Source organism: Paenibacillus sp. J31R98, assembly GCF_056269245.1.
On sequence record NZ_JBWDNO010000010.1, the window covers coordinates 231935 to 245580 of the forward strand.

Genomic DNA, 13646 nt, shown 5'->3' on the forward strand with positions numbered 1-13646 from the left:
ACCTTGTGGTGGCAAGGTTTTTTGTATTTTTACGGAGGTAAAATAGACATGCGCATGACGGAAAACCATGTATATATCCGCTTCTTTGAGGATGCAGATGCGGAAGCCTTACTCGATCTAGAGGTGCGAAACAGCGAGTTATTTCAGAAGTACTCACCTATTTTTCCAGATGACTTCTACACCATTGATACGAAACGCAAGTATATTAGCGAATCCATCAAACAACGCGGTGAGGATAAGAAGTATAGCTTCGGCATCTTCCTGAACGAGAACGACGCGCTCGTTGGCAGCGTATCTCTGAATCATATCTACCGAGGGCCGCTGCAGAGGGCCATGATTGGTTATCAATTAGATGAGCAATATAACGGTAGAGGATTAACGACGGAGGCCGTCTCCCTGACCGTCGCATTCGCGTTCAATGAATTAAAGCTGCATCGCATTGAAGCCGGTGTCATGTTAAGCAATATCGGCTCTATGCGAGTGCTTGAGAAAGCAGGCTTTCATAAAGAAGGCATCGAAGTAAAAGGCGTAAATATTAATGGCCAATGGGAAGATCATCAGATCTTAGCCATAATCTCCGAGTGGGAGGATGTTCCAAGGTGATGATTCAAAATCTGTACGAAACCCATATTCAAGTGCAAGATCTGCAGGCTTCCATCGCATTCTACAAGGACCTCGGCTTAGAATTGTCCCTTGTCATTGAGGAGCGCCGCGTCGCTTTCTTCTATATCGGCAAAGATCGGCAGCTGCTTGGCGTATGGGAAGTGCCGGCGGGCACTGAAGTCCGCAGAAGACATTTTGCATTCGGTACGGATCTAACGCAGTTGGAGACGTCCATCGAATGGCTGCGCGCCAAAGGGTTATCCCCCATTCCAACGCTTGGCCGTGAGCCGGTCGAGCCGATTGTCCACACGTGGATGCCTGCTGCAGCGGTTTACTTCAACGATCCGGATGGCAACGAGCTCGAATTCATCGCCTGGCTTCCAGATGAGCCACGCGAGCTTGGCTACGTCCCCTATTTGAGCGAATGGCAAGCACTGCATCAGCGGAGCTAACCTTACATCGAAGAACCGCGTTCATTGGCGCGGTTCTTTTTATTTTAGGCACAACGACTCACAAAAAGAAGGATTTTAGCAAATTTTGTCGAAATAAGTTGTTAGATTTTCTTACATTTGCGAAGGGAACGTGCCACCTATGAAAATGCCTTTCTTCTCTCTAGCCATCAAGCTGCTGGACCGACAGAATTATGCGAAGAAGTTTATGTTGATTGGCATTGTCCTCGTGATTCCCATCGTATTTCTTATGTACTTCTACATTTCCTCGAAGAATGTCGGCATTCATTTCGGCAAGCAAGAGCTGCTCGGCAGCCAGTATAATGCCGGTGTTTCCAAGCTGCTGCGCACGGCTGAGGAGCTGCGCGAACAGACCGATACATACCGCAGCACCCATGGTGACGCTACAGCATCCCAGGCAATTACAGGCTTGCAACAGCAGATGGACACTGCTATCGCTGAACAAGACAAGCTCGACGCTGATCTGGGCAAGGCACTCCGCACGAGCGAAGCTTGGAGCCACATCAAATCCGAATGGCAATCGTATAAAAGCACCGTGCTGCAATCAAGCGCCACCGACCCCCAATATCATAACCATTTAACGTTTGTTGAAGATCTGCTCAAGCTAACAGAGCTTGTCGCCAACAATTCGAATTTGATCCTAGATCCTGATCTCGACAGCTACTATATTATGGACATCACGCAGGTGAAGCTCCCTATGGTCTCGAACTTGCTCAGCTTCTCCAGTGCAATTGCCGAGGAAGCAGGTCGCAGCAACCAACTCTCCTTAGATGCTCGCACACAGCTGCTGCGCTACATGACATTGCTGCAATATAATATGGACGCCGCACAATCCAATCTTCAGACCGCTTTTAACAATAATCCGGCAATCAAGCCGCTCCTTAGCAATCAGCTGGCGGAGACTGTTAACCTTATTCAGCAATTGGAAAAGCAATTCAACGAGCAGCTTCTGAGCAATGAAGGACAACCGAAGCTATCGATTGCTACGAGCGACTACACAGATATTTCTAAAGAGGCAATCGCTTCCATCTTCAAACTAACTGATCAAGCAACCCCAGTCCTCGACCAATTGCTGCAAGATCGTGTCGACAGCTTCACTTCACAGCTCTATCAAGCAATTATAATCATCGCTGCTGTGCTGGCACTGGCGCTCTATCTTGCCGTCGCCTTCTGCATCTCGACCGTCAGCGCGCTGACGAATCTGGAGAAGCTCTCGCGCTCTATCGCGAGTGGAGATCTCTCCGTCACGAGCGATTATTCGCCTCGGGATGAGATCGGCGCCTTCACCAAGTCCTTTAACGATATGGTTGCCAGCCTGCGGACAGTCATCATCCATATGAAAGAAAGCGCCGCTTCCGTCTCCAACGCGTCCAAAGATATTTCGCAAAGTACGGAAGAGATTGCAAGAGGAAGCAGCGAGCAAGCCCGCTCCACGCTGGAGATGAATGAGCTGCTTATGCAGCAGGCGGCTGCTATTGATCTTGTCGCACGCAATGCGGAGAATACCTCGCATCTTTGTATGGATACGAAGCAAATTTCCGATGAGAGCAGCCAGGTTGTGCAGCTCTCCATCGACAGCATGAGTGCCCTAAGCAGCAAAATGACGACGTTGCAAGACGCCTCCATGCGAATTGGCGAGATAATCGAGGTCATCGACGAAATCGCGCAGCAGACCAACCTGCTCGCGCTCAATGCAGCCATCGAAGCAGCCCGTGCGGGCGAGCAAGGCCGAGGCTTCTCCGTTGTAGCAGACGAAGTACGCAGACTAGCTGAGCGCAGCAGCGAAGCTGCGATGCAAATTACCCGCATCATTCACGATATGCAGATTTACAGCACGGAAAGCGTACAAGCGGCGACGAGCGCCATGGAATACTCCAAGCGCACCGAACAATCGTTCCAGACCATCACGCGCAAAATCAACGAAATGACCAAGCAGGTTGCCGATATCGCCTCTGCAAGCGAGCAGCAGTCGATCCAGACCAAAGATGTGCTCCACTCCATTGAAGGCATTGCCGCTTTTAGCGAGGAAGCTTCTGCAGGCTCCCAGGAGACGGCAGCCAATTCTCAAGCACTGCACAGCTTAGCGAACAACTTGACCAAATCAGCGGCAAGCTTCAAATTCTAATCGCCTGCTCCTGCTGATGTAATGAAAAGAAGCGTCCCTCCATCGCGGAGCGGACGCTTCTTCTTTATATTTAGGAACCGCTCGGCAGTCCGAGCATTCCCTGCAGCTGTTCGACGGGGATCGCATCCTTCGGCAGCTCGTATTCGAACTTCACATCTTTGTTAATATCCGAGATCGACATCTCGTAATGCATACCTAGCTTGAGCCCGCCTGCAGCTGGGTCGGTCGACTCGAGCTTCACATTCAATCCTTCATACGTCATGTAATCGTCCTTGATGCCGCCGATGACTTCGAGCTGTCCGATCTTCAGGCTCTTCTTGAACGTATCAACGGCTTCCTTCATTTTGCCCGTATCGCCGCCAGAGAGCTCTTTCTTCGCCGCCTCCAGCTGTTCCTTCTTCAATTGAAGGGCCTTCATGTACGTCTCATTGCTCAGCAGAATATCAATGATCTGCGGCGCTGACTTCTCCATTACTGCTGTCAGGGCAGCGTCCTTATTCGACTCATCGACAGAGAAACGCACGAACTTGTCAGCCTTCTGACCTTCCGGAAGCCCGCTAATATCCGCAGCCTTCGGCTCGGAGAAGAACGTCTTCTCATCCAGACTATCCAGCAGCGCTTTGAGTATATCTTGACCGATGTTCGATGTTGCGGCAAGATCACCAACGCCCTGCTCCTGCTCTAATTTCTTCGCATCAATCTCCACGAACTTGCCCGAGATCGCATCAAGCATCGGATAACCCGGAATTTGCGGCACTTTGATCCATACCTTATCAGTTGTAATAATCATCGGGAGTGATATATTCAGCTTCACATCACCGCTGCCAAGCGTCATATCCATTACCAGCTCCGCGCGCTCCGGCGACTTCTGAACCGCGCCATGGATATTAATGACTGCACCGCTTAGCATCGAAAGTATCATAGGCGCTAGAGACGGCATTTTGCCATCCGAGACAGCTGTTTGAGACAGTGACAGTTCATCCAGCGTCATTTTTCCCTTATATGTCATGCTTTTGATATCTTGATTGTTAGCTATTGCACTCAGCATCGTTTCTTTCGATGATTTGGAGCCGCTGCATCCGCTTAAGACGGCTAATACTGCAACGAACATCAGAATTATACTGACCTTAACGAACTTCATTATGAATAACTCCCCCTTTAACGAAACGAACTCGCCATTTAGCGAGCACCTTTCATTTTACCTGATCCTCGGACCAATCGGAAGAATTAAATGCTGGCTCTCTCATCTTCAGTTCCTTAGCCCCACGCCAAAAAAGCCCCCTGACGATGGACCTAGCTCCATCTCAGAGGGCTTCAAACTCAAACTTAAACTCAAATGATGCTTACCCTTGCGGGTTATTATGGCTCACATGATTGGCCTGTTTCGTTTTCTTCGAGCCCGAGTGGGCTACCGGCTGATTCGAATCATTATTATTCGTACGTGCCTTGGCACGTTGCTCATCCGGGTTAGATACAGGAACGCTCTTGGACTTGCCGCCCATACGGAATAACACCTCTTTATTAGAAATTCATTAACTGCGCGAGTGGAATAAATCTGACGGCTGATCGTGATTCAGATCATCCTGATGACGGCGATCGTTCGTATCCTGCTGCAGCTGTTGGGCATGATGGCTATTGACCGGATTTTTATCCAGGTCTTCGACGACATTGCTCAGGTTCTTGTCCGCAGACCCTTTAACTTTTGTCATGGATTAAGCTTCGCCTGCCTTTCCTTATGCGAGTGTGCGGTTATGACGACGGGATTTATGGATGTGTCAGATCGTGCAGCGCTTGGGCGCATTCATGAATATGACGGGTATAATCCTGCACCAGATCCTGAACGATATCCGTCCGCTCATCGATCGAGCGGCCGTCCCTCTCCACATCAATAAGTGTCGTTTGCACTTCACGGCCATCCACATAGGCAACTTTAAAATCAAAATCATACATCTGGTGCCCAGCCGCATGTATCGTAATGCGCAGAGCTGACGGATCCGCTTCATCAGCCAGCACCTCGGCGCGATCGGCTTCATTGATCGTCGTTGGCAATGTACGCTGCCACGCTTCCGTCAGCTGCTGCTGATCGATTGCGAGCTCATCGTGCTTGCTCATCGCTTACCACCTCCATGCCGATAATATGCGGCTTTGACGGTGTTTTTATGCGGCTGCCGCGACGTAACGCGAACACAAAAAAACCGATTCCCATTAGGAATCGGCTTGTAATTTGTTTTATGGCGGAGAGGGTGGGATTCGCTCCGTCGTACAGCGTCCAATTCGGACGCTATCGGGGCGACTATCACGCCGGGGCCTACAAACACGGTGTGTTTGCTTAACGGCCCGTTCGAATCCCATCTCCTCCACTATACAAAAAAGCCGATTCCCATTAGGAATCGGCTTATAATTTGTTTTATGGCGGAGAGGGTGGGATTCGCTCCGTCGCACAGCGTCCAATTCGGACGCTGTCGGGGCGACTATCACGCCGGGGCCTACAAACACGGTGTGTTTGCTTAACGGCCCGTTCGAATCCCATCTCCTCCACTATACAAAAAAACCGATTCCCATTAGGAATCGGCTTGTAATTTGTTTTATGGCGGAGAGGGTGGGATTCGAACCCACGTGGAGTTGCCCCCTAACGGTTTTCAAGACCGCCCCGTTATGACCGCTTCGGTACCTCTCCAAAATATGAAACGACCCTTTTCCAAAGGTCACAAGATGTATTGTACCACAGGGGAATTCAGATTCGCAACTCCAAATTCACCCTATGGTCGCAATATGCTCTTAGCGAGCGCTGATTACTTCAAGACCGCCCATGTAAGGACGCAACACTTCAGGAATAACGACCGAACCGTCAGCTTGCTGGAAGTTTTCCAGAATCGCAGCAACCGTACGGCCTACTGCAAGACCTGAGCCATTCAGCGTGTGCACGAACTCCGGCTTGCTCTTCGGTTCCGGACGGAAACGAATATTCGCACGACGCGCTTGGAAGTCCTCGAAGTTCGAACAAGACGAGATTTCACGGTATGTGCCGCCGCTTGGGATCCACACTTCAAGATCATACGTCTTCGCCGATGTGAAGCCCATATCGCCCGTACAGAGCGTTAGAACGCGGTATGGCAAGCCAAGCAGCTGCAATACCTTCTCAGCGTTTGCAGTGAGCTTCTCGAGCTCTGCATACGAATCCTCCGGCTTCACCAGCTTCACCAGCTCAATCTTGTTGAATTGGTGCTGGCGAATCAATCCGCGCGTATCACGGCCAGCAGAACCCGCTTCTGAACGGAAGCATGCGCTGTATGCAACGAAATTCTTCGGCAGCTCTTCCACCGACAGAATCTCCTCACGATGAATGTTCGTCACTGGCACTTCTGCAGTAGGGATAAGGTAGTACTCTGTATCCGCTACTTTGAACAGATCCTCTTCGAACTTCGGCAGCTGGCCGGTTCCGATAAGACTGTCGCGATTAACGATGTATGGCGGAAGCATCTCTTCGTAGCCATGCTCATCGCTATGTAGATCCATCATAAAGTTAATGAGCGCACGCTCCAGACGCGCACCAAGACCGCGGTAGAACACGAAGCGCGAGCCGGTTACTTTCGCCGCACGCTCGAAATCCAGAATGCCGAGATCCTGCGCCACTTCAAAATGCGCCTTCGGCTCAAATGCGAACGACGGCACTTCGCCATGACGACGAATTTCTACGTTCTCTTCTTCAGAAGCACCAACAGGAACCGACTCGTTCGGCACGTTCGGAATCGAGAGCATCAGCTCTTGAATATCTGCTTCTACAGCGCGAATTTCTTCATCGAGCACCTTAATGCGATCGCCTACCTCACGCATCTCTACAATCAGTGCTTCAGCGTCTCCGCCGCTCTTCTTCAGCTTCGCAACCTCCTGCGAAACCACATTACGGCGATTCTTCAGCTGCTCGGTCTCCTGAAGCTTGTCCCGCCATTTGCCGTCAAGTGCTGGGAAGTTCGAGATAAGATCCAGCGACTTACCGCGGTTCAGCAAAGCTTGTTCGACTTTAGCGTAGTCATTACGCAACAATTTAACATCTAACACGAAAGGAAAGCCCCTCTCAAATTGAAATTTTATTAAAACACGACGAGGTTGAGCGACAAGCCGACATTCTGAATAGGAACGGCTTTGGTGCGAAGCACCACGGGAGAGACCATCAGAATGTCGATGAGAGCGAGCACTACCGGAGTGCCCCTCCCCCGACATAACGGCAAAAAGACTGCTTACGCAGTCTTTTATGCTATGCAGCTATGCTTTAGCCGCAGCTGCTTCCTTCGCCATGTCCAGGAAATAAGCATGCAGACGATAATCGTCCGTAAGCTCCGGATGATACGACGATGCAAGCAGATGGCCTTGCCTTGCAGTCACAATCTCGCCGTTGTACGTGGACAGCACATCGACGCTCGGCGATACCTCTTTAATAAGAGGCGCACGGATGAATACCGCGCGTACCGGTTCGTTGATGCCTTTCACCGGCAAGTCCGTCTCGAAGCTTTCGCGTTGACGGCCGAATGCGTTCCGCGCGACGGTCATATCCATCAGCTGCAGATGTGCATCCTCTTGGCCTTCAATACGCTCAGCGAGGACGATCAGACCTGCGCAAGTGCCGAAGATCGGCTTGCCTTGCTGCGAGAACTCACGAATCGCATCGATGAAGCCATACTTACGCATGAGCTTGCCGATCGTCGTGCTCTCACCGCCAGGAATGATAAGTCCGTCAAGCGCATCCAGTTCTTCAACGCGCTTCACCGCAACTCCTTCTCCGCCAGCGGCTTCAATGCTTCGTATATGTTCTGCTACAGCGCCTTGCAGCGCCAGTACGCCAATCTTCATCGGTTTGCCGCCTTCTTTCCGTTCTTAGAAGCCGCGGTCCTGCATGCGCTCGGAAGGCGCCAGCTTCGAGATTTCAATGCCTTTCATCGGCGTACCCAGGTTTTTGGATACTTCCGCGATCAGCTTGTAATCAGTATAGTGTGTTGTTGCTTCAACGATTGCACGAGCGAAACGCTCCGGGTATTCGGATTTGAAGATACCCGAACCAACGAATACGCCATCAGCGCCCAGGTGCATCATCAATGCCGCATCGGACGGTGTTGCTACGCCGCCTGCTGCGAAGTTAACGACAGGAAGCTTACCTGTTTCGTGAACGTCCAGAAGCAGATCGTAAGGTACGCCGAGGTTCTTCGCTTCATGATATAGCTCGTCCTTGGAGAGGTTCTGTACTTTACGGATTTGGCCCGTAATCAGACGCATATGACGAACAGCCTCAACGATGTTGCCTGTTCCTGGCTCGCCCTTCGTACGAAGCATTGCAGCGCCTTCTTGAATACGACGGAGAGCTTCGCCAAGATCTTTAGCGCCACACACGAAAGGAACTGTAAAGTCGCGTTTCGAGATATGGAACACTTCATCAGCAGGCGTGAGCACTTCGCTTTCATCGATGTAATCCGCACCCAGAGCTTCGAGCACGCGTGCTTCTACATAGTGACCGATACGTGCTTTCGCCATAACCGGGATCGAAACAACCTTCATTACTTCCTCAAGCACTGTCGGGTCAGCCATACGGGCTACGCCGCCTGCTGCACGAATATCGGAAGGTACACGCTCAAGCGCCATAACTGCTGTTGCGCCAGCCGCTTCAGCAATTTTAGCTTGCTCGGCGTTCATAACGTCCATAATGACGCCGCCTTTTTGCATTTCAGCCATACCGCGTTTAACGCGCGAAGTTCCTGTTTCCATGTTCGTAAATCCTCCCAAAAAGTTTTTGCAGTTTCTCCTAGCATGTTGATCGCCGGACTAACTCTAACCAATAATTTTACAGCATAGCGGACTAATCGACAACTATCTACACCTTATAAATAGCTGCCTCAGGCCGATTATTTAAAATAAATCCATAATCCCGTGGAATAATCCCGAGATAAAGCCGCCAAGCGCGCGGAACATCAGGCGCCACCAGCTTGCTTTCTTCACTTCTTCGGATGTAATCAGCTTAACTGTCTTCTCGATGGATTGGCCAGTTGCCGCATCCTTGTAAGTATAAGTCGCCGTACCTACTTCCGTACCGCTTGCAATTGGAGCGACCAGCTCATTATCCTTCTTCACGTCAACCTTCGTCAGCTTAACGTCTGGAGTGGCGCCCTTCTTCACGAGGAACGTCACGTCCGTTGCTGTCATGATTGGCACTTCTTTCGACTTGCCTTTCTTTATTTTTACCGTCTTTGCGCTTTCTACAACAGTCTTCGGCGCAACAACCGTCTTTTTCTCAAAATTTTGGAAGCCATAGTCGAAAAGCTTCGCCGTTTGGATGAATCGCGATGATTTCGAAGAGGTATCCATAACGACCGAGATCAGACGCATATCACCTTGCTTCGCTGTTCCTGTGAAACAGTAGCCCGCTGCGCCGATGTAGCCCGTCTTCATGCCGTCAACGCCGGTATAGGCATATTTCTTCAAGGATGGGATCGATTTGTTCGTCTCCAGCATCCAGTTTAAGTTAATCATTGGCGTCTTATCACGCTCACGGAACTTGTAGCTTGGCGTGCTTGCGAACTCAAGAAACTCAGGGTGCTTCTTGATCAATACACCAGCGAACTTCGCCATGTCACCTGCCGAAATAACCGTCGTCTCAGCAAGACCTGTCGCGCTTGTGAAGTGAGCGGTTGTTAAGCCAAGCTCCTTCGCCGTTGCGTTCATTTTTTCTACGAAGCCTTGTTCTGTTCCGGCAACTGCATCTGCCAGTGCGATCGTTGCATCGTTAGCCGATTGAACCGCCATCGCCATGTACAAATCTTTTACCGTGTGCTTGTCGCCCTCTGCCAGATAGATTGCGGAGCCGTCAGGTGGAATGTCAGCGGCTTCTTTCGAAACAGTGACCACATCGGTCATTTTCAAACGTCCAGCTGTAACCTCTTCGAGTACGAGGTACTCGGTCATCAGCTTCGTCATGCTTGCCGGCGGAAAAGCTTTGTCGGCATTTACTGCATAGAGCACCTGGCCGGTATCTGCATCTATTAGAATTGCTGAACGCGCCTCAATTCCTAGCGAGTTCGGTGTGAATTCTGAAGCATCTGCATGAGCCTTATAAGTGCCTAGAGTCGTTGTAAGCATCGTCGCAATAACAGCCGCACAAATGGTCGGTACGAAGCGTACCAGTCCCTTTTTCCGTTTCAACATTCTCTCTCCTCTTCTATCATCTACTCTAGTATTGTAACACAAAGCACATCGTTTCTAAAAAGAAAGACAGGAAAACGGTGATTCCCACCATCTTCCTGCCAGGTCCGTCATTATCTCATCTATGCTGCAGCTTTGGCAACTATTACAGCGAGTAGTTAGGCGCTTCTTTCGTAATTTGAACATCATGCGGATGGCTCTCGCGCAAGCCTGCATTGGTGATACGAACGAATTGCGTGTCATTCTTCAGCTCTTCGATGCTTGCCGTACCGCAGTAGCCCATACCGGAGCGCAGACCGCCAATCAGCTGGTGCACCGTATCTGCGAGAGGACCTTTGTAAGCAACACGGCCTTCGATGCCTTCCGGAACGAGCTTGTTCTCGTTCTCTTGGAAGTAACGGTCTTTACTACCTTCCTTCATTGCGCCGATGGAACCCATACCGCGGTAAACCTTGAAACGGCGGCCTTGATAAATTTCCGATTCGCCCGGGCTCTCTTCCGTACCTGCGAACAAGCTGCCGATCATAATCGCGCTTGCACCGGAAGCAATCGCCTTCGTCACGTCTCCAGAGTACTTGATACCGCCATCAGCGATGATTGGAACATTATATTCACGCGCAACCGAAGCACAGTCGTAGATCGCTGTAATTTGCGGTACGCCGATACCTGCAATAATACGTGTTGTACAGATCGAACCAGGACCCATGCCGACTTTAATAACCGATGCACCGGCTTGGATCAAATCGCGTGTGCCTTCGCCAGTCGCTACATTACCCGCAACGATTGTAAGATCCGGGTACTTGTCACGAAGCAAGCGAACCATTTCAAGAACATTCTTCTGATGACCGTGAGCTGTATCAATAACGAGAACGTCAACGCCTGCATGAACCAGAGCTTCCGCACGCTCAGGAGTATCTTTCGCAATACCGACTGCAGCGCCGCAAAGCAGACGGCCTTGAGGATCTTTCGCAGCACTCGGGAATTGGATTGCTTTCTCGATGTCTTTAATCGTAATAAGACCTTTAAGTGTATTCGACTCGTCAACGAGAGGCAGCTTCTCGATCTTATGCTTCTGGAGAACAACTTCTGCCTGCTGCAAAGTTGTACCTACTGGAGCTGTCACGAGATTGTCCTTCGTCATGACTTCGCTAATTTTCATCGAATAATCGTGGATGAAACGAAGGTCACGGTTCGTGATGATACCAACAAGCTTCTGATCGCCGTCTACAACAGGCACACCGGAAATGCGGTACTTGCCCATCAGTTCCTCAGCATCATACACGTGATGGTCAGCTGTAAGCGAGAACGGGTTTGTAATAACGCCGCTTTCCGAACGCTTTACACGGTCTACTTCTTCCGCTTGCTGAGCAATGGACATATTCTTATGAATGATCCCGATGCCGCCTTCACGCGCCATAGAAATAGCGAGCTTTGCTTCCGTGACAGTATCCATACCTGCACTGATGAGTGGAATGTTCAACTTAACACTTGGGCTGAGCGTGACCGATACATCAACTTCCCTTGGCAATATTTCCGATTTACGAGGCACGAGCAACACGTCATCGAAGGTTAAGCCTTCTTTGGCGAATTTATTTTCCCACACAGATTTGTTCCTCCCCAGACGATTTACGAGCCCCTTGAATTGTCGGAATTATCGTGAAAATCCCAGTAAAATCAAGAGGTTCGCGTATATTATTGCAATAGTATCAGAGGGGTATTGGGCTGTCAAGATAACGGCGGCAGGGGGATTTTGTCGATATTAAGAACGATAATCATACTTGCAATTCGAACTCCACAGCAGAAACTCATGAACCCCTTGTTCCTTGGCAGCTTGGATCTGTTTATTCACCTGTTCTGCTCCGTACTGTTGATGTGGATGAACCCACTTCGCAGTGAAGCTTTGCAACCATGGTCGAATAGCCGCCGGCGTCTGATCACTTCCACTTGCCTTGATCAGGTTATTACGGTGTTTCGCATCTATCATGGCATGACGAATAATCGCATAGGGGCTAAGATCAGGCTGCTTTACACCATACATGCCCGTTGAGTAATGGGAAGGATAGGTCATCGGAGAAATGACGTCAACCGCACCAGATATAGAACGCCAAGATTGGCCGATACCCATGTCATTCGTAGATGAGGTCACGAGCCCAAAGACATCTGCTGATACCCTGGCACCAGCTGCATGTACGCCATCAGTAGCTTCTTTAAGGAACTGAGAGATCACCTGTGACTTGGACTTGCCACCGCGCGCACTGCTATACTGCACCTCTCGGTCAACCTTCGACCCGTTATCCGGGAACCTCACATAGTCAAACTGAATCTCGTCAAAGCCAATCGAAGCCGCTTCTCTCGCTATGGCTGCATTATAAGCACGAACCCGCTGCTGAAAAGGATCCAGCCACACCTTACCCTGCACGTCTCGCCATACCCCTCCGCTCTTCTGCTGAAGCGCCAAGCTCGGATACGACTTGACGTATAAAGGATCCTTGAAGGTCACGATTCGCCCGATGACATAAATATGCTTGTCCTTCAGCTTACGCAGCAGCGCTTGTATGTCACTTATCGCTGCATGCCTGTCCGCACCAATGGCTCTTACTTCTTGCAATGAAGACTTGTAAGTAAGCTGACCGTATTCGTTCTTTACATCGATGACCATAGCATTGAGGTCGGTGTTGTCTACAAGCTGAATAAGCCGATCAAGTCGCTTCTTACTGCCTGCCACCCAACCGGATACATAGATGCCCCTTACAGGATCTCTTGGAGCAGACAGCTTACGTATTCTGGTAGGTCGTGATTGTGTCTGCTGTGACTTAACCGTAGCAGAGTACGTACGCGGTTTACTTACATGAACATTGAAATTTGATGGCTTCTGCTCTTGCTTCAATGGAGGTAAGCTCGCTTCTTGCAGCTCCGCTGCACTTCCACAACCCGTACATACAAGAAGCGCCGTCACTATAGCAAATGCCTTTGATCTCATACCGTCCACCAACACTTGTTACCACCTCCATCACAAAGAATGACTGCGTTGTCAGTAGTATGTGCCTACGTGTGCGCACAGTTGTGAAGGAGATATGACCAGCTATGGGTGAAAAAGACAAATCAAAAATGGATAACAAAAAACCGACCATATGAATATGGTCGGTTATCTGTGCTTGGCGACGTCCTACTCTTCCAGGACCCTGCGGTCCAAGTACCATCGGCGCTGGAGGGCTTAACGGTCGTGTTCGGGATGGGTACGCGTGGTTCCCCTCCGCCATCGC

General features: G+C 50.2%; 13 protein-coding genes, 1 tRNA gene and 1 rRNA gene. 3 read left to right on the forward strand and 12 right to left on the reverse strand.

Annotated features, from left to right (window positions below):
* Positions 1-48: 48 nt before the first annotated feature.
* The 3 genes from AC0YNX_RS27990 to AC0YNX_RS28000 all read left to right on the forward strand — a co-directional run bounded on the left by AC0YNX_RS27990 (position 49) and on the right by AC0YNX_RS28000 (position 3198).
* Positions 49-603: a GNAT family N-acetyltransferase gene (locus tag AC0YNX_RS27990; RefSeq protein ID WP_475818997.1), complete on the forward strand. Its 555-nt coding sequence runs from the start codon at positions 49-51 to the stop codon at positions 601-603.
* A complete protein-coding gene (locus AC0YNX_RS27995) occupies positions 603-1055 on the forward strand; it encodes a VOC family protein (RefSeq protein ID WP_475819016.1) in 453 nt (150 codons plus the stop codon). The genes AC0YNX_RS27990 and AC0YNX_RS27995 overlap by 1 nt, the downstream gene beginning before the upstream one ends.
* 139 nt (positions 1056-1194) lie before the next feature.
* Positions 1195-3198 carry a methyl-accepting chemotaxis protein gene (locus AC0YNX_RS28000; protein ID WP_475818998.1) on the forward strand — a complete coding sequence of 668 codons (2004 nt, stop codon included), beginning with the start codon at positions 1195-1197 and terminating at the stop codon, positions 3196-3198.
* A 70-nt stretch (positions 3199-3268) separates the two neighbouring features.
* Here AC0YNX_RS28000 and AC0YNX_RS28005 read toward each other — a convergent pair whose 3' ends face one another.
* From AC0YNX_RS28005 to rrf, 12 genes are all read right to left on the reverse strand, one after another.
* Entirely contained in the window at positions 3269-4339 is a 1071-nt protein-coding gene (locus AC0YNX_RS28005; protein ID WP_475818999.1) for a hypothetical protein, read from the reverse strand.
* Between the two features lie 202 nt (positions 4340-4541).
* Complete coding sequence (locus tag AC0YNX_RS28010) at positions 4542-4700, reverse strand: small acid-soluble spore protein P (RefSeq protein WP_475819000.1); 159 nt, start codon at positions 4698-4700, stop codon at positions 4542-4544.
* A gap of 30 nt (positions 4701-4730) precedes the next feature.
* The gene (locus AC0YNX_RS28015; RefSeq protein WP_475819001.1) at positions 4731-4907 is read right to left on the reverse strand and encodes a hypothetical protein; all 177 of its coding nucleotides are present in this window, start codon (positions 4905-4907) and stop codon (positions 4731-4733) included.
* 55 nt (positions 4908-4962) lie between these two features.
* Entirely contained in the window at positions 4963-5310 is a 348-nt protein-coding gene (locus AC0YNX_RS28020) for a hypothetical protein (protein WP_475819002.1), read from the reverse strand.
* A gap of 476 nt (positions 5311-5786) precedes the next feature.
* A tRNA-Ser gene (locus AC0YNX_RS28025) sits at positions 5787-5875 on the reverse strand.
* 101 nt (positions 5876-5976) lie between these two features.
* On the reverse strand, positions 5977-7257 hold the full coding sequence (serS, locus tag AC0YNX_RS28030) for a serine--tRNA ligase (protein ID WP_475819003.1): 1281 nt from the start codon (positions 7255-7257) through the stop codon (positions 5977-5979).
* Between the two features lie 204 nt (positions 7258-7461).
* Positions 7462-8046: a pyridoxal 5'-phosphate synthase glutaminase subunit PdxT gene (gene pdxT / locus AC0YNX_RS28035; RefSeq protein WP_475819004.1), complete on the reverse strand. Its 585-nt coding sequence runs from the start codon at positions 8044-8046 to the stop codon at positions 7462-7464.
* A 24-nt stretch (positions 8047-8070) separates the two neighbouring features.
* Entirely contained in the window at positions 8071-8952 is an 882-nt protein-coding gene (pdxS, locus tag AC0YNX_RS28040; protein WP_126012716.1) for a pyridoxal 5'-phosphate synthase lyase subunit PdxS, read from the reverse strand.
* 141 nt (positions 8953-9093) lie between these two features.
* Positions 9094-10386: a D-alanyl-D-alanine carboxypeptidase family protein gene (locus AC0YNX_RS28045; protein ID WP_475819005.1), complete on the reverse strand. Its 1293-nt coding sequence runs from the start codon at positions 10384-10386 to the stop codon at positions 9094-9096.
* 142 nt (positions 10387-10528) lie between these two features.
* Entirely contained in the window at positions 10529-11986 is a 1458-nt protein-coding gene (gene guaB, locus AC0YNX_RS28050) for an IMP dehydrogenase (RefSeq protein ID WP_475819006.1), read from the reverse strand.
* A gap of 156 nt (positions 11987-12142) precedes the next feature.
* A complete protein-coding gene (locus AC0YNX_RS28055; RefSeq protein ID WP_475819007.1) occupies positions 12143-13363 on the reverse strand; it encodes a putative glycoside hydrolase in 1221 nt (406 codons plus the stop codon).
* Between the two features lie 173 nt (positions 13364-13536).
* Positions 13537-13646: ribosomal RNA gene (gene rrf / locus AC0YNX_RS28060) — 5S ribosomal RNA — on the reverse strand; the annotation flags it as partial.